We start from the raw sequence: 20,869 nt of genomic DNA on the forward strand, positions 1-20,869 counted from the left end.
ATTATTTGATTAAGGTATTTGCAGGAGTTTATGGGTTTGCAGGCTCAGCTTCCACTTCGGGTTGCTTTTGCACGTCTCGATGGCCAGCTTCATGTTGTGCGCGGCCAGGGGGCCGTCCATCGCTTGCACGAAGAAGTTCTCGAAATCCAGTTGTTCGTAGGCGGCCAGGTCTTGCTGGAACTGGGGAATGACCACCTTGATTTCATTACCCTTGTGCACCACCAGGGTGGAGCCCATCTTCGGGCTGACGCAGATCCAGTCCACGCCGGCCGGCACGGGCAAGGTGCCGTTGGTTTCGATGGCGATGGTAAAGCCCACCGCATGCATGGCGTCGATCAGCGCCGTGTCCAGTTGCAGCAGCGGTTCGCCGCCCGTAAACACCACGTATTTGCTGGGCGCGTAGCTGGCCGGCCACAGGCTGTCGATCAGCGCGGCCAGTTCCTGCGGTGTCTTGAACTTGCCGCCCAGCTCGCCATCGGTGCCGACGAAATCCGTGTCGCAGAACTGGCATACGGCCGTGGCGCGGTCGCTTTCGCGGCCCGTCCACAGGTTGCAGCCGGAAAAGCGGCAAAACACGGCTGGACGGCCCGCATGCGCGCCTTCGCCCTGCAGGGTGTAAAAAATCTCTTTGATGCTATAAGTCACTGTATTTCCTAAGAGCTGGCTGGCGTCATCGCGCAGGGCGAACGCATCGAGGCCGGCGCACTGCACCGTCACCGCAAAAGCCGATTGACAACCCTCTATTATATGCCGCCACGACACTTCCCGTGCAAATGCCGTGCCTGCCACCTGCCGCCGCCGCATCCAGGGGGCAAGAAAGCCACACAGGCAGGAATAACGACGCAGCTTTTGCGTTTAGACAATATAAATAGCCCCAAGTTAATATATTTTCTGTAAGAGCATTGCCTGATGGAAAACATTTTTGGGGAGCATGGACATGCTGCAACGCTGGATACGTCCGCCGTACCGCCTGAGCATTCTGGCCTGTCTGGCGGCCGCTGCACTCGCTTCCCTGCACGCCGGCCATGCCGCCGGGCCGATGCTGCAGACTGGCGCAGCGTCCCCTTCGATGCTGGCCTGCGCCGTCCTGCTCGGTGCGCTGGCGCTGCTGCTGTGGCGCCTGCGCCGCCTGGCGCTGCGCCTGCAGGCGCTGGAACAGCTGCGCGCGGAAGCCGAGCAGGCGCGCCTGGCGGGCGAGCAGAACAAGGCGCGCGAACAGGAGCGCCTGCGCATCGGGCGCGACATCCACGACGACCTGGGCCAGCACCTGCTGACCCTGAAAATCGACCTGGCCATGCTGCAGACCAGCACGCATGACGCGGCGCCCTTGCTGGCACGGCAACTGGCCATGATGGCGCGCAATGTCGACCTGAGCATCGCGGCGCTGCGCTGCGTCATCCACGACCTGCGCCCGCCCGCCCTCGACGCGGGCCTGCAAGCGGCGTGCGACGGCTTGCTGGCGGACTTCAAGCGCACCACGGGCATCGATTGCAGCTGCGATTACCGGCTCGACGCCGCCGCCGGCAGCGCGCATGGCGCCCTGCTCTACCACGCGCTGCAGGAAGCGCTGGCGAACATCGCCCGCCATGCGCGCGCCACGCATGTCCAGCTATGCCTGCAGCAAACGGGCGCCACCCTGGCATGCCGCATCAGCGATGACGGCGTCGGGCTGTCGGGCTCGCCGCCGCGCCTCGGTTGCGGCCTGTCCGGCATGCATGAGCGCGTGGCCGCCGCCGGCGGCAGCCTGCACATCGAAAGCCACAGCGGCGCCGGCACCACCTTGCGCGTGTCGCTGCCGCTGCCAGGCTGCCACGATAAGGCGACGGCCCATCGCTGAAAATATTGCTCAATATCAATACTATCGACTCTCCACACTGCATCATGGCCAGCGAGCCAGCCCCATTCACCCCGAGAAGGATGCTTACATGCCGGATAGCCATGCACATGCCAGCGCATCGCCCTGCGATGCAGCCCAGGGTTTCGCCGTCAAGATGATGGAATTGCTGGTGGTGCCCACCTTTGTCCTCGACGTGCATGGCCAGGTGATGATCTGGAACCGCGCCTGCGAACAGCTGACGGGCGTGCCGGCGGCCGAAGTGCTGCGCACGCGCGAACCGGGCCGCTGCTTCTACAACGACGAGCGTCCCACCCTGGCCGACCTGCTGCTGGCAGGGCGCGGCGGCGACATGCGCGCCCTGCACGCGCAACAGCAATACCGCAGCAGCACGGGCAGCAATCTGTGCGCGGAAAACTGGTGCGACATGCCCCGCACGGGACGGCGCCGCTACCTGGCCGTCGATGCCAGCCCCATCTATGGCAATCACGGCGAACTGATCGCCGTCGTCGAAACCCTGCGCGACATGACGGATGAAAAACGCGCGCATGTGGAGCTGGAACGCCTGGCCACGCGCGACGGCCTGACTGGCCTGGCCAACCGGCGCTGCTTCGACGACACCATCCTGGCCGAATGGCAGCGCGCCCAGCGGCAAGGCCAGCCCCTGTCGCTGCTGATGGTCGATGTCGACAATTTCAAGGAATACAACGACAGCCACGGCCACCAGGGCGGCGACCTGTGCCTGCGCAAGGTGGCCGGCGCCGTGGCCAGCGAAATGCGCACGAACGATCTGGTGGCCCGCTATGGCGGCGAGGAATTTGCCGTCATCCTGCCGAACCAGTCGCTCAAGGGCGCGGCCATCGTGGCCGAACGCATCCGCCAGCGCGTGGAGCGGCTGCAACTGCCGCGCAAGCGTCCCGACGGCGCCTGCGTCACCGTCAGCATCGGCGCCGCCACGGCCCTGCCCGGCCCCGGCACGGAACTGGGGCAGCTGATCCACACGGCCGACTGCGCCCTGTACCGCGCCAAGCACCTGGGCCGCAACCGCATCAGCCTGCCGGAAACGACGCTCACCTAGGCAACAAGGAAGCACGACCAAATTTGGTGTATATTTGGTCCTATCATATTTTTTTCGCATTCGGAGCCGCCATGGACTTCAAGGAACGCATCAAGCCGATTTCCTATCTCAAGGCCAATACCACCGAGATCGTCAACAGCTTTGACGCGGGCCAGGACGAGCCCATCATCATCACGCAAAATGGCGAAGCGAAGATGGTCGTGCTGTCCATGCACGCGTATCAGGAAGGCAAGCGGCAAGCGCGGCAGATGCAGGAGCAGCATGCATTCATGAAACTGATCGCCATGGGCAACCAGGACATCGCGCGCGGCGACGTGATGTCCGAAGAAGACTTCCTGGCCAGCCTCGATCACGACTGACATGGCGCGCATCGTCGTGCTGAAAAGCGCGCAAGCCGATTTCAATGAACTGCGCAGCGACTTCAAGGCACGCCACACGGCGGCCGCCCATGCCCAGTTCATCGCGGCTTTCCGGCAATTATTTGCCGATCTCAAGACCTTTCCCGACAGCGGCACGCCCGTCGAAGCCGCCCGTGAAGTTGGCATGGATGTGCGACAACGCCTGTGCGAAGAAATCCGCGTCGTGTATCACCATGAGCGCGCGCACGACATCGTGTACATCCGCATGTTCCTGCCCACCAAACGCGACTTCCTCGCCCACTTGACGGCGCGCATCCTGCGGCCCGACTGTTAGCCCCTATGCAGGGCGGCACGAATATTCTATGCTGCGGCGTTGCACTTTCCACATTCCAAGAAAAGAAGGAGCCCCCGTGTCAAGAATCATGCCCGTTTTATTACCCGCTTTCGCCCTGGCCCTGTCGGCCATGGCTTCGTCGAACCTGGGTGCCGCGCCCGTCAAACCTGCCGCCGCCCACGGCGTTGCCGCCAGCAAGGCCGATTTGCTGCCGTTCAAGGCGACGGAAAAGACCCTGGCCAACGGTTTGAAGATCATCATCGTGCCGACCGGCTTCCCCAACCTGGTTTCGCTGCAGATTCCCGTGCAGACGGGTTCGCGCAATGAAGTCGAGCCGGGCAAGTCCGGCTTTGCCCACTTTTTCGAACACATGATGTTCCGCGGCACCAAGGCTTATCCGCCCGAAAAATACCAGGAAGTCATCACCCGCGCCGGCGCGCGCCAGAATGCGTATACGAGCGACGACCTGACGAATTACCACACGACGTTTGCCAAGCAAGACCTGGAAACCGTGCTGAAGGTGGAGGCGGACCGCTTCCAGCATCTCGACTATGCGGAAGACGCGTTCAAGACGGAATCGCGGGCCGTGCTGGGCGAATACAACAAGAACAGCGCCAATCCCGTCTCGAAACTGTTCGAAGTGATGCGCGACAGCGCCTACACGACGCATACCTACAAGCATACGACGATGGGTTTCATCCAGGACATCGAAGACATGCCGAACCAGTACGCGTATTCGAAGGTCTTCTTCGACCGCTGGTACCGTCCCGAGCGCACCACCATCATCATCGCCGGCGACGTGGAACCCAGCAAGCCATCGCGCTGGTGGAAAAGTACTGGAGCGCCTGGCAGCGCGGCAAGCAGCAGGCGGCCGTGCCCGTGGAACCGGCCCCGCGCGGCCCCGTCTACAAGCACGTGGCCTGGCCAACGCCGACCCTGCCATGGGTCGCCGTCGGCTTCCACGCGCCCGCGTTTTCCGTGAAGGACAAAGACCAGGCCGCATTGTCGACCCTGCTGTCGCTGTCGTTCGGCCGCACCTCGCCGCTGTACAAGCGCCTGGTGCAGAACGAGCAAAAGGTCGATCAATTGTTCGACATGACACCGGAGCGGGTCGACCCGACCCTCGCCGTGCTCGGCGCGCGCGTGAAAAACATCGATGATGCCGTCTACGTGCGCGACGCCATCCTGGCTACCGTGGCGCAGCTGCGCGATACGCCAGTGAGCGAAAAAGACTTGGCGGATGCCAAGTCGGCGGAAAAATACGGCTTGATCCGCTCGCTGGACAACACGGAGCAGATCGCCGGCACCCTGGCTTCCTTCGTGCATTTCGACCGCTCGTACGCCACCATCAACCAGTACTACCGGCTGATCGACACGCTGACGCCCGCCGACCTGCAGGCAGCCGCGCGCAAATACCTGACGGACGACGGACTGGTAGTGACGACCCTGTCGCACCAGCCGATGGCGGCCGCCATTGCCACCACGCCGACACTGGCCAGCCTGCTGCCTGCCGCCTCGAACGCGAAGTTCGACGTGCTGGTGCAAAAGTCCGCGCTGCCGCAAATCCGCTACAAGCTGCTGTTTACGGCCGGTTCCGCGCAAGATCCGCAAGGCAAGGAAGGCCTGGCCGCGCTGACGGCAGCCATGGTGGCGTCCGCTGGTTCGTCCGAGCGCAAGATCGACGAAGTCAACCAGGCCCTGTTCCCGCTGGCCGGCAGTTTCAGCCAGCAGACGGACAAGGAAATGACGACGTTTACGGGCTCCATCCACAAGGATAACTGGACGCAGTTCAACGCCATCGCCCTGCCCCTGCTGCTCTCGCCCGGTTTCCGCGAGGATGACTTCCGCCGCCTGAAAGATGCGCAAAAGAATGCGCTGCTGCTGGACCTGAAGGACAATAACGAAGAGGAATTCGCCAAGGAACGCCTGCAAACCAATGTCTACGCGGGCACGCCGTATGGCCACCCGGTGCTGGGTACGGTCGCCGGCATCGACGCCATCACCCTCGACGATGTGAAACAGTTCTGGAAGAGCGCCTACGCGCAAGGCGCCGTCAAGGTGGGCATTTCCGGCGATGTGTCCGACGCCATGACGGCCTCGCTGACGCAGGCGCTGGCAAGCTTGCCGGCCGGCCCCGGCTTGCCAGCCACCGTGAAACCCGTGGGCCGCAAGGCGCAGGGCCTGGAAGTGGAAATCATCGAGAAGAACACGCGCGCCACGGCGATTTCCTTCGGCTTGCCTTTGGAGGTGACGCGCACGCACCCGGACTTCCCCGCCCTGTGGCTGGCGAAGACGTGGCTGGGCGAGCACCGCGCCTCGAATTCCTACCTGTACCAGCGCATCCGTGAAATCCGCGGCATGAACTATGGCGACTACGCGTACATTGAAGCCTTCCCGCGCGGCATGTACCAGTTCTTCCCGAACCCGAACCTGGGCCGCAAGGCGCAGCTGTTCGAAATCTGGATCCGTCCCGTGGCGCCGGACAACGCCCACTTCGCCCTGCGCGTGGCCCTGACGGAATTGGGCAAACTGGTCGACAACGGCCTGACGCAGGACGATTTCGCCACCACCCGCGATTACCTGATGAAGAACGTCTTCGTCATGACGTCGACACAGGATCAGCAGCTGGGCTATGCGCTCGATTCGCAATGGTATGGCACGCCAGAGTTCACCAAGCTGATGCGTGATGGCTTGTCGAAACTGACGGTGGCGGACGTCAACCGCGCCATCAAGCAGCACCTGTCGGCGCAGAACCTGTCCGTGGTGATCGTCGCCAAGGATGCGGCCGGCTTGAAGGAAAAGCTCGTCAGCGACGCGTTTTCGCCCATCAAGTACGACGGCAACAAGCCGCAGGCGCTGCTCGATGAAGACAAGGTCATCGGCGCGATGAAGCTGAACATCAAGCCGGCCGCCGTCACCGTCACGCCGGCGGCGCAGGCGTTCGCGAAGTAAGCGTTTCGCCAGATCAAGCTCGTCCGGCAAGCTGCATTGGACGAGGTTGATCTGGCATTCGGCGCGGCCAAACCCGCCTTCAAGCCTTAAATCCCGGTCTTGGTCGCAAAGTATCATCTTGGCAATCGGCTTATCCGCATACTGTTTTCGACTCTTCCCGAGTGAAAACCATGACAAGGATAGCCATGCACCTGCTCCATCCCCACCTTTACGCCACTTGCATCCTCGCCGCTGCCGCCCTGCCGGGCGCCCTGTACGCGCAGGCGCCGGCCCTCGCCGGACAGTGGCAATTCCAGACGGCGACAGGCACGACCACGACAAATGGCGTCGAGGTCGACCTGATCGACACGGGCATCCTCGACATTACCGAAGAGCAAGCCGGCTGGCGCGCGACGATCGCGTGGCTCGACGAACGGGGCCAGCTCACGCCGCCGCGAACGGTCAAGGGTACGCCAGGCCCCGCCGGCACCATTTTCAGGCACGGCGGCAAGCGCGTCAGCACGGGGCGCAACGGCCAGGACATCAGCACCGAGGTGACGATACGCTGGACCTTGCAAGCCAAGGGCAACGTGCTGAGCGGCGAACGCCTGGTCGAAACCGATGAGAATGAACCCAAGCCCGTAAGCGGCACGCGGCTGAAGGAACGCTATGTGCCGCCGGCACTGCCGGCCGCGCCGCCAGTGCCAAGCGGCGCCGCGCGCGGCCCTTCCACGCCGGCCGAACGCGCGCGCGTGGTGCAGATGGCGCAAGAGGCGCAGCGCGATCCCCTGGCCGTGCAACAGCGCGACGGCGCCTGGCTAGGCGCATGGATCGAGGCGATTCCCGACTTCACCTTACCGGCCAGTGCGCTGGAAAGCTGGCTGTCCATCGCCAGCCAGGCCGCCATCCGCGAGGCGACAGTCTTTCAATACCTGGCCAGCGCGATGGCTTTCCAGATCGAACACCCGGACCAGGCCGGGCGGCAAAGCGCCAGCGACCTGGCGGGGATGCAGGGCGTGCTGCGCGCCTACGAAACCCTGCTGCGACAGGATAAGCTGCACCGTTCCGCCAAGCTGGACGCGGCGCTGGCGGCGCGCCGGGAAGACAGGCTGCCCGCCTTCCTCGCCACGCTGTCCGGCAGGGATGCTGGTATTGAAGCGACGACATCGCCATCCGGCGACGCCAAGGCGCGCCGGATTGTGGCGCTGGGCACCAGCGAACCGCGCGCAATGGACTGGCTCGACATCCTGAGCAACCGCTTCGGCGGCCGCATGGCCGGCAGCGATGCCTACACGCATGCGGCGCAATGGGCGCGCATGCAACTGCATCAATGGGGTGTGCAAGCCGAGCTGGAAGAAGCGGGCCACATGCCCGTCGGCTTCAACCGCGGTCCCTGGTCGGGCAAGATGCTGGCGCCCCGGGAGCAGCCCCTGCGCCTGGCGACGCCCGCCTATACGGCCGGCACCCGTGGCGTGCAGCAAGGCCTGGCAATCGTGGGGCCGGCCACCCTGGAAGAGGCGCTGGAGCGCGCCGCGCAATTCAAGGGAAAATGGGTGCTGACCGGCGGCGAAAACAGCGGTGGCGGGCGCGATGGCAAGACCGTCCACCAGCCCAGGGCCATCACCCGCGTGCTGATGCAGGCGGGCGCCCTCGGCACCATCCAGTCCGGCGAAGAACCGCTGTATGCCGCCAGCGCCGCGCCCACCGCGTGGGCGGCCCTGCCGACCTTGCCAGACATCAAGCTGGCCGCGCCACAATATGCCGACATCCGCCAGCGCGTGGCGCGCGGTGAAGCCGTGACCCTGGAGTTTGACATCCGCAACTGGTTCTACCCGGGGCCGGTGGCGTATCACAACGTCGTCGCCCGCATTCCGGGCACGGAAAAGCCGGAGGAAATCGTGCTGATCGGTGCCCACCTCGACAGCTACGATGGCGGCACGGGCGCAGCCGACAATGGCGTCGGCGTGGCCACCATGCTGGAGGCGATGCGCCTGCTGGCCAAGTCCGATGCCAGGCCGCGCCGCACCATCATGCTGGCGGCCTTCGGCGCGGAGGAAATCGGCCGCAAGGGTTCGTTCGCATTCGCCGAGCGGCATGCGGGGGAATTGCACAATATCGTCATGATGCTGAACCGCGACGGCCGGCCTGGCGCCATCGACGGCATTGCGATTCCCTCGGCCTGGAAACCCGTGTTTGGCCGGGTTGAACAGGCCCTGCAAGACATCCACCCCGTGTTCGGCTTCGCCACGACCATCAACGACGTGCCGCGCGATGCCAGCAAGGCGATGAATGCGCGCGCCGGCAGCGATGACGCCGTCTTCAGCCTGCATGGCGTGCCGACGCCGAAGTTTACCGTGCTCGGCGATTTCGACTATGCGCGCGTGCATCACACGGTACTCGATACCTATGACAGCGTGCAACCTTTCAGTTCGGCGCAGCAATACTCCGCCATCGCCATCGCCTTGAGCGCGTATGAAGTGGCGAACGCGCCGGAGGAGCTCAGCCGAGAGGGCTATTATCGCGCCGCCAAGGCGGCGCAGTAGGCGTCCCCGCCAGCATCACTCGAAGGGATTGGCCACCGACGTCACTTCGGGCGGCGGCAGCTGGTCGGGCAGTTCCTGCTTTTCCAGCTGCGCCACCACGTCGCCCAGCAGTTTTTGCAGCTGTTTCGCCAGCGCCAGGCCCGGCTTGTCCAGGGTCAGGTCGATGTCGCCGCTGATGCTGATGCGGTCGATCCTGTTTTCGATAGTCAGGCTGCCAATGTCCAGCACATCGCTTTCATTGGCATACGGGACGAATTTCTTTGCGCACATGGGATTTCCTTTTTGACGGTCTTATTTCTTGGACTTGCTCTTTACCTTGGGCAAACTCAGCATGCGCAACTTTTGCTGCCGCGTCAGCGACGGTAACAGATCGATGCCTATCCTGTCTTCCAGTTGCGCAATGCTCAACACTTCATACGTCTTGGTATCGACGTTTTCAATGAAGTAGGCGGCGCCGGCGCGCTGGCGCGGGCTATACACTGCCTTGTACAGATGGCTGGGCACAATGACTCTTCCCACCTTGCGCAGGTTGCCGCCAATAAAAGCCGGGCCCGTGATCACGTACAGGTCGCCTTCCTTCTTCGCCATCTTGCGCACGGCGCCCTCGATGCCGGCCCACACATAGCGGTTGTTGCGCGCATCTTGCGGCACCATGTTGGCGAGGGTGAAGCTGTCGCGCTGGCTCTGGCGGTCCGGCATGTCGCCGTTGGGCGCCATGTGGCCACGGTCGAAGCCGCTGCGCGCATAATCGGCCAGTTCCGCGCGTTGGGCGGCGGGCAGCTTGCGTTCGGCATGGAAAGAGTTTTCGCGCGACAAATCCTGTGCAGCTTCCAGGTTATTCGCCGTCAAGTGTTCAGCCGACCACAGCGGCGTGCGCGTGATACCCGAGTGCATCACGCCAAACACGTTGTAGCACAGCTCCTTGGTGGCCACGTCCAGCTTGGGGTTGGTGATTTCCGGCTTGCGGCCATCGACGTAATGGGCAGGACAGGCATCGGCATGCGCCAGGTTCGCGGCAAAGGCGGAAGCCAGCAGGCCGCACGCCAGGGTCAGCCTGGCGATCAATCGTTGAATCATATTTCCCTCTGAAATCTTGCAGGCCAGCATTCTAGCGGACGCCGGCCCTCAGCACCAAGCTGCACAAACCTCGCGTGCGCGGCGAAAAACAGGCGTACAGGCGGTCCTGCGCAGAGCTGGCGTAAATAAAGGCCAACAGGCCGCGCACAGCCATTCATATCTGCTAAGATTGCCTTGATTTGTTCGCATCGACCATTCAAGATTTGGAGAGCATATGATCAAAAAAACCCTGCTGCTGATCGTTGTCGTCGTCGCCGCCATCCTCGGCTATGCCACCACCAAGCCCGACACCTTCAGTGTCCAGCGCGAAATCACCATCAAGGCCCCGCCCGAGAAAATCGCCGCCCTGATCACGGACTTCCACTACTGGGCCGCATGGTCGCCGTGGGAAAAGCTCGATCCGGCCATGCGCCGCACGTTTACGGGTCCGGCCAATGGCCTGGGCGCGCAATATGCGTGGACGGGCAATGACAAGGTCGGTGCCGGCCGCATGGAAATCACGGAAGCGGCCCAGCCCGAACGCACCGTCATCAAGCTGGACTTCCTCAAGCCGTTTGAAAGCCATAACACCACCACCTTTACCATGGCGCCCGAAGGCGATGGCACCAAGGTGAACTGGACCATGACGGGCCCCAGCCCTTACGTCAGCAAGGTCATGACGGTGTTCGTCAGCATGGATACCATGATAGGCAAGGATTTTGAAAAAGGCTTGAACAACCTGAAGGCGGCGGCGGAGCGCTAAGCCCGCTCACCGCCACCAGACACAGGGCCCGCGCGGCCCTGTTTTAGTTGGCGCCGCCCCTTGCGGGGGGCATGCTTAGAACTGCTCGATCCAGGCCGCCAGGTGGTCTGGCGTGAGCGCCGGTTCAGCCTGCACCACCTTGCCTTGCAAGCCTTGCTCCGTCTTGCTGAGCTGCAAGGACCAGCCGCGCCGCGCCAGCCACAGCAAGCTGGCCAGCCAGAACGAGTGGATGGGCGAGACGGGCGTGGTGGTCGGCGCTTCCAGGAATTCCGTCAGCAGCCGGCCATCGAGAAACAGCGCCGTGCCGCCCTGGTTTTGCAGCGCCGCGCCAAACACGGGCAGCAACATGTCGATCGTCTGTTCCACGCCGCGCCCCGGATAGTCGCGTTCGAGCGTGTCGAGCTGCTGGCGCACGGCGGCGGCAAAGGCCGTGCCGCGGAAAGCTTCCGAGCTGACCAGGTCGGCATAATCCATCAGCAGCCAGTCCGGCTCGGGCGGCGTGACGCCGGCCGTCAGGGCCGCCGACAAATACGCTTCCACGGGCAACTGCTGCTCCGGACCAGCCAGGCTGGCGCACAGCGCGTAGAGGGTGCCGATGCGGTTGGCGACGGCTTGCCGCTGGCGCACCATCAGCTTTTCACGCAGCAACTGGGCGTGCTCATTGCGCAAGCGCGCCAGTTCCAGCGCTTGCTTGAGTTCCATGCGCAGGGCCGCGATATCCCACGGCTTCTGGATGTAGCGGTGGATCTGCCCCTGGTTGACGGCTTCCACCGTGTGCTCCAGCTCGGAATACGCGGTGGTCAAAATGCGCACGATGTGCGGATGGCGGTCCCAGGCATACGACAACAGCTCGTTGCCATAAGCGCCGGGCATGCGCTGATCCGACACCAGCACGGCGATGCGGTCGGCTTGCTCGTCGAGGATGCGCTTGCCCTCCTCGACCGAGGTGGCCGTCAGCACGACGGCCAGCGGCGCGATAGCGCGCTGGAAATATTTGAGGGCGTTGGCCTCGTCATCGACATAGAGTATCGTCGGCAAGCCTTGCGCCGGCTCACGCTGAGCCGGTAAACGCAGATTGGCGTCAATCATGCTCGTTCCTTATATGTACTGGAAAATTCAGGGTTACCGTGGTGGAAGTGCCAAACTCGGTGGCGATATCGAGGTTGCCGCCGAACGACTGCATCATGCGGTGACAAAACACCATGCCCCAGCCCTTGCCTTCGCCGCCGCCGGTACTGACGGGGTCGATCAACAGCTGTTCGACGATCTCGGGGGCGATGCCGGCGCCATTGTCGCGCACCATGATGCGGCCGGCGTCGATGCGGATGCCGATCGCCGGATGGGCTTGCTCGCCGGCCGAGCGCAAGGCATTCGCCAGCACGGACGATAAAATCAGCGCGACGCAATTGGGCGATTCGGCAATGGAGAAATCGTCGCCCACTTCGACCGTGATGGCGGCGCGCTGGGCCGTGCTCAAGGGATAGCTGTCGAGCAAGGCGGCCAGCAGCTGGCGCGCGCTGCCGGCGCGGCGTCCGCCCTGCATGCCCGGCCCGGCACTGGCCAGGCGCACCGTGTCGATAAAGCTGGCAAGGACGGACAGGCAATAGCGCGCATTGTCGTGCATCAAGGCGGCCGCTTCGCCGATCTCGGCCTGCGGTGCCGCGTCCGCCTGCGCGCGCCGCGCGATGCCGCGCGCAAAATTGGCGATGGCCGCCAGCGGGGTGTTCAATTCATGCGCGAGGAAAGCCAGCGATTCCTCCATCGCCACCAGGCCCTGGCGGCGCGCGGCGCGCTCGCGTCCCGTCTGCACGGCCAGTTGCAGCGCCGTTTGCATGGCGGGCAAGTCGAGCGGCTTTTCCAGCAGGCGGAACACCGCGCCGCCGTTGATCAGCTCGAGCAGCACGTCCTTGTCCGCATACGCGGTCACCAGCATGCAGACGATGTGCGGATAGCGCTGCGCCACTTCCTGCAGCAATTCGCTGCCCAGGCGGTCCGGCATGCGGTAATCGGTGACGAGCACGTCGATCTGGCCGGCCTCGTCTTGCAGCAGCGCGAGCGCCGCATCGACGCTCTGCGCCGTCAGCACGCGGTAGCGTGGCCCGACGGCGCGCTCGAAATACTTGCAGGCGAGCGCCTCATCGTCCACGTACAGCACGCTGGCGCGGCTATCGTTATCCATGTTAGCGGCCCTCCCAATCGGAGCGCTGCAAGTCGAAATTCATGCTGGCCCAGACGCCCAGCTCGCTTTCGGCGCTGAGGGTGCCGCCGTGGCGCTCGATCACGCCATAGCTGATGCTCAGGCCCAGACCCAGGCCCTGCCCCACTTCGCGCGTGGTAAAGAACGGTTCGAACACGCGCGCCAGGTTTTCCGGCGCGATGCCGGGCCCATTGTCGCGCACGCTGATGCGCAGGCGGTTCTCATCCCAGTGGGCCGTGATGCGGATCTCGAACGGCGGTGCATTGCCCTTGCGCATGGACAGCACGGCATTGCCCAGCAAGTTGATCAGCACGCCCACGATGGCCGCCTCGTCGCCGCGCACCAGGGTGTCGACGGGCAAGTCGTGGCTGATGCTGACATTTTTCGTTTCATGCCCCACCAGGCGGATGGCCGCGTCGAGCGCGCTGCGGAACTGGAAATGCCCCGTTTCCAGCTGGTTGCCGCTCTTGCGGTAGGCAAAGGTCTTCAAGTCGGACACGATGTGCTGCACGCGCAGCATGCCCTGCTTGGCGTCGGCCAGGCATTCGCTGACCAGTGCGCTTTGCTGGGCGGCAGGGTCTTCGATGGCCACCTCGATGGCCATCATGCAGAAATTCACGGGGTTATTGACTTCATGCAGCATGCCGGCGGCCAGGGTGCCGATGGCGGCCATTTTCTCCTGCTGCAGCATCTGCCCCTTGATATCGGCCAGGCTCTTGTTGGTTTCTTCCAGCTGCGTGTTCTTTTGCGCCACTTCCGCCTTCAGCTGGAACAGCATGAAGCGGGCGCGCTCATTAAAATAGGTAAATACGGCGCTGATGCTGGCCGACATGATGAGGAACAGGCAGTTGACGACAAACGTGCCCGGCAAGTCGAAGCCGCCCGCATGCCAGGCGCAGGCGGCCACATACAGCAGGCAGGAGATGGCGCCGAAGACCATGTTTTGCCACAGGCCGAACGCCAGCACGATGCCCGACGAATAGATGGCCAGGGTCATGCCCACATAATAGATCGAGGTGGCGCCTTCCGTGACGGCGATCATCCAGGCGATCATGATTTGCGGCAGGATCAGCCAGACAAACGTCAGGCCCTGGATACGGTCTTGCGCCCAGCGCGTGCGCATGGCCAGCACGACGCAAAAGATCAGCACGGACACGACGATGCGCGCGCTGGTAAACGCCGATTGCTTGTCCGGGTACAGGGCCGAATCGAGGCCCATGCCCAGCAGGATCAGCACGATGCCCGTGTACGCCCCGCCGCGGCTGAATTCCAGGCGGAAGTCGCGCAAAACGGCCGTGTAGCCGGCGTGCAGGCCTGGAGTATCCATCAAGGAATGCTCACTTCCGCGAACACATTCACGCCCGTCGCGTCGACATAGATCAGCGGATCCGTTGCGTGCTCGGGCAGCAAGGCCGACAGGCCTTCTTCATTGCGATAGATCAAATGCCACTCCAGCAAATGCTCCATGCCGAACTTGCCCGGATTGTTCGCGTGCACATTGGTGACGAGCAAACGTCCGCCCGGCCCCACGCGCGAGGCGAAGTGCATCAGCAGGCGCGCGCACACCTTGTCGGACAGGTAGTCGAACAGGCCGGCGCAATACACGGCGTCGAAACTGCCGGGCAAGCCCGTGGCGCCCGAGCCATGGCGGCGCTTGAGCAGGTTATGCACGGAATCGTGCACATAGTCGATCTCGACCACGCGCCCCGTGCGCTGCATGATGGTGGTCAGGCGCGCGCGCGTCCAGTCCAGGGTCTCGCTGCTGAAGTCGACCAGCTCGAAGGCCAGCCATTGCGCATCGGGACAGGTTTCCAGGAAACGCTGCACTTCGATGGCCGGGCCGCAGCCCACGTTGAGCACCTTGTAGACGCGCCCGGCAGTGCGCGCCGCGGCCGCCTTCTGCGACAGGAATTCCGTCAGGATATCGATGCGGTTGCGGTGCGCCGTGGCGACAGCCGCCTGCAGGAAGGCCGCATTGACGATCTGAAAATACGTGCTCGGGCCCTGGCGCGGATCGTCCAGCAGCTGGTTGACCATCTGGTAATCGCCCGCATAGCCGAGCGGTTTGGTAAACGTGCGGAAGACGAACGGCGCGCGCAGGATCAATGGATGCAGCGCCGCCTGGGCGAAGGCGCGGTGGGCCGGCGCCCGCTCTTCCTCGACCAGCGAGGCTTCCACCTCGAGCTGGCGCAGGTACAGCTGGGTTTGCTCCATCAGCGGCAAGGCCAGTTCATCGAAGATATCGGGGCGCAGCCGGCCATTTTCCTTGGGCAGCGAGTCGGACAGGTCGACCTGCTCGACCCAGCGCGCCACTTCCGACAGGAAGGCGCGCATTTCGTTGACGACGATCTGGTAATCGCGGCGGATGCGGAAACGCTCGCCCCAGCCGGCGACAAAGGCGCTGGACTCTTTCAGCACGGCGCCCTTGACGACGACCACGTCGCTCAGCTCGCGCCACTCGTCGATCAGGGTCACGGAAACGATGGCGGTCAGGCCCGTGTTGACGCTGCTGATGACGACGGCCTTGCCCACGTAGGCGTTTTTCGCCCCCATGCGCACCGTCACGTCATTGAGCACCTCGCTGACCTGCACAATCGAGTATGGATTATAGATTTCCATGACCAGCGAATTGCGCTGCAAGTTGAAAATCGTGCCACGCACCGCCTCACCCTGGGTGTTGCGGAAACTGACGACTGGATCGATCTGCGATTGTGAATACACGATTGAGCATTATCAAGTTGCCCGGTTTCCGGCACACCACACGGGTGACGCCAGTTTCCAGGCTGGGTTAAGGCACGGCACACCGGTCGTTTGCCGCCGGCCCCGCCATCAAGATGGCGGTATTGCGGCGTCGTTTGACGCCGTGCCGGAGCGCCTCAAAGCGCGTCTGTTCGCTCTCTGATCGAGTGTACTATGGATGTAGCAGAACGGGCAATTGTTCCCTCAGGAACGACTGTCCGTGGCGCTGGCGCGCAACGCCGGCGATCAACCAGCAACGAACAGTGCCAGCGCGTGACGCAATAGTTGCGGTGTTTGCCCCGTCCAGCGCTTGAACGAGCGGCGGAAGTTGGTGGCATCATGAAAGCCAAGGTAGGCGGCCACGGCATCGTTATCGTAGCCATGGGCCTGGAACAGGTAGATGGCCTTGTGCGCGCGCACCTGGTCCAGCTCGGCCTGGAAATGCGTGCCATGGCGCGCCAGGTGGCGTTTCAGGGTGGCGGGACTGACGCCGAATTCCTGCGCCGTGCGCTCCAAGGTCGGCGCGCAGCGGATATTGGCCAGCAGGTAATCGTACAGCGCGCCGAGCAGGCTCGCTGCCGGCACGGGCGCCAGGGCGGCCGCCCGCAAGGCCAGCGCGGCCGCCGTGGCATTGCCGCGCGGCCAGGGTTTGTCGAGCCAGCTGGAATCGATGAGCATGGCATCGACCTGGCAATCGAAGCGCAGCGCCTGGCCCAGGTGCACCTCATGCTGTTCGACGTGGCGGGGCCGCGCGCGGTTGAAGCAGAAGCGCCACGGCAGGGACTGCCCGGCCAGCCAGCGGCACATGGCCGCCAGTGCCGTCATGTGCATTTCCACCAAAAAAGGCAGCTGGCTCGGCGCCCCGAATGCATCGACCCAATACAGCACATGCATGTCGCCCGCTTCGCGCAAGCGCGGCTGCAGCAGCGGACACAGCAAGGTATGAAAGCCGCACAGGATGCCCAGCGCCTGGCGCAGATTCTGTGCCTGCAGCAAGGCATGGCTGGCGGCGCCGTAATGGCCGGGCAGCATTTGCTGGCCCAGCATGAAGCTGGTGTCGGCACTGTCCAGGCCGCGCGCCACGTTGGCCAGCAATTGCAGGTATTGCGCGGCGCTGACCTGGCTTTCCTCGGACGGCAGCGCGCCGCCATCGAGACCCGTGCCCTTGAGCAGCGGGGCCACAGCCAGCTCCCGGCTGCGCGCGTAATCGAGCACCAGCGCCGGCTGGTGATGGGCCGCGATGCTGGGGTCGCCTTGCTGGTTCAGCGGCATCAGGCAGGCGCGGCGGAACTGATTCCGGCACCGGAGCGCGGCGTTTCCACGGCCCGGCTCAACTCGGCCAAGACCACTTCCGGCACGCCATCGGTCAGCGAGCAGGCATGCCGCAGGCTCAGGCGGATTTCGCGGTTATCGTTGGCGTGGTGGCGCATCTGCCCGACCATGGCGCACAGGTGGCGCGCCTTCACGGCCGCATCTTCGCGCGACACGCCCGGCATCAGCACGGCAAAGCGGTCGCCCGCATAGCGGCACAGCAAATCGTCATTGCGCAAGTTCAGCAGCAGCATGTGGCCCACGGCTTGCAGCACGCGGTCGCCTTCGCGGTGGCCGTATTCGCGGTTAATCAGGTGAAAGCTGTCGATATCGAGCAAGACCAGCGCGCAATCGAGGCCGGGACGGCGCTCCTGCTCCAGGCGCATCTGCGTGCGCAGGTAGCTGGCGTCGGCCAGTTGCGTGATGCGGTCGAAAGCGCGGTGGTCGCGGAACAGGCGTTCGCGCTTTTGCAGGTGTTCATTTAACCGGAACTGTTCCTGGCGCCAGTAATACATACCGATCGTCAGCACCAGCATGCCAAACGGAATCAAGGCTTCCAGCCAGTTATCCCACACGGCGCTCTTATCGACGGCAAAGAATTCATCGAGGCAATCGGCCCAGGACCCCAGCATGATGGCGCACAGGCCGCCCGCGATCAAACTCGTCACCAGCCCGCGGGGACGGCTGCTGAGGGTAAACAAGAACCAGATGCCCGCCATGACGGCCGTGCCGCCTTCGCAGACGATATCCATCCACTTCCAGATGGCAAACGGTTTAAGGTGCCCCAGTGTGGCATACAGGAACAAGAACAGGGTCAACGCGAGCGCGGCGGCAATCAGGCTGTTACGGTGCAACGGCAGCATGTGGGAAACCTTTAAAAGTGGTGCTGTCGCCACGATAGCGCCCGCCCATGACGGCACGATGACATGCCCCGCGCCCGTGCGGCAGGTGCAAACGGCTCATCATTAGTAGCGCAGCCGATGCAAATCCGGCAAGCCGCATCCCATGCGCCCCGCGCTGCCAGGTCATTTCAGCTCATGGCAGCGCCATTCCAGCCGGAAAGCGTTCGCATGCCGTTGTTTTCAGGGTGGCAAGCCCTTGCCTGTCACGCAACCGTCATATTTGCTGCCTAGAATCCGCCCGGTTCCTTCCCCCTAACCGAGCTCTTCATGAAAACCATGCACACATCGTTCCCCTCCCCGCTGCGCCTCACAGCCCTGGCCCTCGGCATCATGGCCGTCTTCAGCGGCCAAAGCCATGCGCAAGCGCAAGATGCGGACGGCCAGCCGACCGCCACCGTGGTCGTCAGCGGCCAGCGCGCCAGCCTGCGCAACGCCATCGCCGCGCAAGAGAAGGCCGACAACATCATCAGCGTCATCAGCAGCGACGATATCGGCGGCTTGCCCGACAAAAACGCGGCCGAGGCGCTGGCCCGCTTGCCGGGCGTGTCCGTGCAGCGCGACCAGGGTGAAGGCCGCTACATCACGGTGCGCGGCCTGGGTCCTGACCTGAACGCCGTCACCATCAACGGCGCGCTGGTGCCGTCGCCGGAAGCGGGCCGCCGCGCCGTGGCGCTGGACATCCTGCCAGCCGGCCTGATCCGCACCTTGGAAGTCTCGAAGACCTTGCTGCCGGAAATGGACGCCAACTCGCTGGGCGCCACCGTCGAAGTCAAATCGCTGTCCGCCTTCGACTTGCCGGGCAAGCTGCTGTCGGCCAACGTGGGCGCCAGCTACGATGAAAAAACGGGCAAGACCAGCCCCAGCGGCGGCGCCCTGTGGGCCCAGCGCTTCCTCGACGGCAAGCTGGGCGTAGCCGCCGGCCTGAGCGCGGAAAAGCGCTCGTTCGGCTCCGACGACGTGGAAACGGGCGGCGCCTGGAGCAAGGGTAAATTGTCGGGCCTGGAATTGCGCGACTACCTGCCCGTGCGCAAGCGTGGCGCGCTGGCCGTCAACCTCGATTACCGTCCCGAAGCGGGCAACAGCTGGTTCCTGCGCTCCTTCGTCAGCGAATTTTCCGACGATGAAGTGCGCGACCGCCTGACCATCAGCAATATCGCGGGCGGCAGCCTGGCCGAAGGCCAGACGGCCAGCGCGCGCGCCGAGCGCCGCATCCGCCAGCGCAAGTACACGCAGCAAGTGCGCTCCTTAGTCCTGGGCACGCAACAAAAATCGGGCGACTGGACGCTGGACGTGAAAGGCGGCATGAGCCGCGCCACGGAAGACACGCCGGAGTCGCTGAACGATGGCCGTTTCCGCGGCACCAGCAATTTCGCGGGCATCAGCTTCACGGACACGCAGGAACCAAAATTGAGCGGCCCCGCCTCGCTGTACGACCCGGCCAGCTACGCGCTCAACGCCATCACCCTGCAAAAGCGCTACTCGAAGGACAATGAGCACCACGCGCGCATTGACCTGGCGCGCAAGTTCGACACCGCCACCCTGAAGTTCGGCGCGAAAGTCAGCCGCCGCGAAAAATCCAATGACACGGATCAATGGGCGTACAACAGCAGCAAAACCACGAGCGGCAATTACTGGGGCGCAGGCTCGACCTCGATGAGCAACTTCGTGCAAGGCCATAATCTCGACTACGACCTGGGCAACATCGGCGTGGCGCTGGACCCGGCCCTCATCCGCGCCCGCGTGGCGGGGCTGGACCGCGCCAAGGCGCGCCTGGCCACCGAGTCCATCATCAACGACTACCGCATGCATGAAGACATCAACGCCATGTATGTGCAGAACAGCTATGACTTCGACGCCTGGCACATCCTGGGCGGCGTGCGCGCCGAGCGCACCAGCTTTGAGGCGGCCGGCTCGCAAGTGGACAGCGCCGGCGTCGCCACGGCCTTGACGCGCGAACGCTCGTACACCAACTGGCTGCCAAACCTGCAAACCCGTTATGACCTGGATCAACATACCAGCGTGCGGGCCGCCTGGACGCAAGCCGTCGTGCGCGCCAACTTCAGCCAGCTGGCGCCCGGCATCAGCCTGGCCAGCAACACGGAAGCCGTGATCGGCAACCCGGACTTGAAGCCGCTGAAGGCGAACAACCTGGACCTGGGCATCGAAAGAGTCCTGGGCAACGACGGCGTGATGTCGGCCTACGGCTTCTACAAGGACATCAAGAATTTTACCTACACGACGAACCTGGCCGGCACGGGCCAGTGGGCAGGCTACACGACGGCAACTTCGTATGCGAATGGCGACGCGGCCAAAGTAAAGGGCATCGAACTGGCCTACATGCAGCCGCTGCGCATGCTGCCGGCGCCGTTCAATAAATTCCTCGTCGGCGTCAACGGCACCCTGAGCACCTCGAGCGCGCAAATCGGCCGCTTCGACAAGGCCAGCAACAAGCAACTGAACCGCGATATCCGCCTGCCGGGCCAGTCGAACCAGGTGATGAACTTGATGCTGGGCTATGAAACGGGGCCGGTCAGCGCCCGCCTGGCCCTCAACTACAAGTCGCCTTATCTGCTGGAAATGGGCGGCGACATCCTCGACCAAAGCCAGGACCATATCGTCGCCAGCCAGAAGCAGCTCGATTTCTCGCTGTCGTACCAGATCAATAAACAGTTCCAGTTGATGTTCGAGGCGGCCAACCTGAACAACGAGAAATACTATGTCTACCAGGGCACGAAGCAATACAACGTGCAGAACGAACAATATGGCCGCACCTTTAAAGTGAGCCTGAAAGCCAGCGCCTTCTGATGATGATTTCCAATAAC

Annotated in this window: 17 protein-coding genes and 1 pseudogene; 9 read left to right on the forward strand and 9 right to left on the reverse strand. The window is 63.6% G+C overall.

Going from position 1 to position 20,869, the window contains the following annotated elements; genetic code table 11:
* Positions 1-9: 9 nt before the first annotated feature.
* On the reverse strand, positions 10-645 hold the full coding sequence (gene queE / locus CSQ92_RS07855) for a 7-carboxy-7-deazaguanine synthase (RefSeq protein WP_034785949.1): 636 nt from the start codon (positions 643-645) through the stop codon (positions 10-12).
* Between the two features lie 286 nt (positions 646-931).
* Between queE and CSQ92_RS07860 the strand changes: the two genes are divergently transcribed.
* The 7 genes and pseudogenes from CSQ92_RS07860 (at position 932) to CSQ92_RS07885 (ending at position 9,079) form a co-directional block, all read left to right on the forward strand.
* Positions 932-1,837 carry a sensor histidine kinase gene (locus CSQ92_RS07860; RefSeq protein WP_099393773.1) on the forward strand — a complete coding sequence of 302 codons (906 nt, stop codon included), beginning with the start codon at positions 932-934 and terminating at the stop codon, positions 1,835-1,837.
* 88 nt (positions 1,838-1,925) lie between these two features.
* The gene (locus tag CSQ92_RS07865; protein WP_052140442.1) at positions 1,926-2,912 is read left to right on the forward strand and encodes a sensor domain-containing diguanylate cyclase; all 987 of its coding nucleotides are present in this window, start codon (positions 1,926-1,928) and stop codon (positions 2,910-2,912) included.
* Between the two features lie 71 nt (positions 2,913-2,983).
* Complete coding sequence (locus CSQ92_RS07870; RefSeq protein ID WP_099394619.1) at positions 2,984-3,271, forward strand: type II toxin-antitoxin system Phd/YefM family antitoxin; 288 nt, start codon at positions 2,984-2,986, stop codon at positions 3,269-3,271.
* 1 nt (position 3,272) lies between these two features.
* Positions 3,273-3,605 carry a type II toxin-antitoxin system RelE/ParE family toxin gene (locus CSQ92_RS07875; protein ID WP_099393774.1) on the forward strand — a complete coding sequence of 111 codons (333 nt, stop codon included), beginning with the start codon at positions 3,273-3,275 and terminating at the stop codon, positions 3,603-3,605.
* A 130-nt stretch (positions 3,606-3,735) separates the two neighbouring features.
* A pseudogene (locus CSQ92_RS29320) lies at positions 3,736-4,236 on the forward strand (M16 family metallopeptidase); the annotation flags it as partial.
* 194 nt (positions 4,237-4,430) lie between these two features.
* Entirely contained in the window at positions 4,431-6,557 is a 2,127-nt protein-coding gene (locus CSQ92_RS07880; RefSeq protein WP_257219153.1) for a M16 family metallopeptidase, read from the forward strand.
* Between the two features lie 185 nt (positions 6,558-6,742).
* Positions 6,743-9,079, forward strand: coding sequence for a M28 family metallopeptidase (locus tag CSQ92_RS07885; protein WP_180276964.1), 2,337 nt, complete (start codon positions 6,743-6,745; stop codon positions 9,077-9,079).
* Positions 9,080-9,094: 15 nt separating this feature from the next.
* Here CSQ92_RS07885 and CSQ92_RS07890 read toward each other — a convergent pair whose 3' ends face one another.
* Positions 9,095-9,349, reverse strand: coding sequence for a hypothetical protein (locus tag CSQ92_RS07890; RefSeq protein WP_034785932.1), 255 nt, complete (start codon positions 9,347-9,349; stop codon positions 9,095-9,097).
* Between the two features lie 21 nt (positions 9,350-9,370).
* Entirely contained in the window at positions 9,371-10,156 is a 786-nt protein-coding gene (locus CSQ92_RS07895; RefSeq protein ID WP_099394620.1) for a DNA/RNA non-specific endonuclease, read from the reverse strand.
* A 214-nt stretch (positions 10,157-10,370) separates the two neighbouring features.
* On the opposite strand from CSQ92_RS07895, the gene CSQ92_RS07900 reads away from it, so the two are divergent.
* Positions 10,371-10,898, forward strand: coding sequence for an SRPBCC family protein (locus CSQ92_RS07900; RefSeq protein ID WP_034785934.1), 528 nt, complete (start codon positions 10,371-10,373; stop codon positions 10,896-10,898).
* 75 nt (positions 10,899-10,973) lie between these two features.
* On the opposite strand, the gene CSQ92_RS07905 is transcribed toward CSQ92_RS07900, so the two are convergent.
* The 6 genes from CSQ92_RS07905 to CSQ92_RS07930 form a co-directional block, all read right to left on the reverse strand.
* On the reverse strand, positions 10,974-11,987 hold the full coding sequence (locus CSQ92_RS07905) for a response regulator (RefSeq protein ID WP_099393776.1): 1,014 nt from the start codon (positions 11,985-11,987) through the stop codon (positions 10,974-10,976).
* Entirely contained in the window at positions 11,980-13,077 is a 1,098-nt protein-coding gene (locus tag CSQ92_RS07910) for a hybrid sensor histidine kinase/response regulator (RefSeq protein WP_099393777.1), read from the reverse strand. The genes CSQ92_RS07905 and CSQ92_RS07910 overlap by 8 nt, the downstream gene beginning before the upstream one ends.
* A gap of 1 nt (position 13,078) precedes the next feature.
* On the reverse strand, positions 13,079-14,422 hold the full coding sequence (locus CSQ92_RS07915) for a sensor histidine kinase (RefSeq protein WP_034785939.1): 1,344 nt from the start codon (positions 14,420-14,422) through the stop codon (positions 13,079-13,081).
* Positions 14,422-15,816, reverse strand: coding sequence for a class I SAM-dependent methyltransferase (locus tag CSQ92_RS07920; protein ID WP_070279756.1), 1,395 nt, complete (start codon positions 15,814-15,816; stop codon positions 14,422-14,424). Before CSQ92_RS07920 ends, CSQ92_RS07915 begins: the two co-directional genes overlap by 1 nt.
* A 264-nt stretch (positions 15,817-16,080) precedes the next feature.
* Positions 16,081-17,106 carry an AraC family transcriptional regulator gene (locus tag CSQ92_RS07925; protein WP_034785941.1) on the reverse strand — a complete coding sequence of 342 codons (1,026 nt, stop codon included), beginning with the start codon at positions 17,104-17,106 and terminating at the stop codon, positions 16,081-16,083.
* On the reverse strand, positions 17,106-18,008 hold the full coding sequence (locus tag CSQ92_RS07930) for a GGDEF domain-containing protein (RefSeq protein WP_034785943.1): 903 nt from the start codon (positions 18,006-18,008) through the stop codon (positions 17,106-17,108). The genes CSQ92_RS07925 and CSQ92_RS07930 overlap by 1 nt, the downstream gene beginning before the upstream one ends.
* Positions 18,009-18,314: 306 nt before the next feature.
* Here CSQ92_RS07930 and CSQ92_RS07935 point away from each other — a divergent pair, with 306 nt between their 5' ends.
* A complete protein-coding gene (locus CSQ92_RS07935) occupies positions 18,315-20,852 on the forward strand; it encodes a TonB-dependent receptor (RefSeq protein WP_099393778.1) in 2,538 nt (845 codons plus the stop codon).
* Positions 20,853-20,869 lie beyond the last annotated feature (17 nt).

The organism is Janthinobacterium sp. BJB446 (genome assembly GCF_002735655.1).
Taxonomy (GTDB): Bacteria; Pseudomonadota; Gammaproteobacteria; order Burkholderiales; family Burkholderiaceae_D; genus Janthinobacterium; species Janthinobacterium lividum.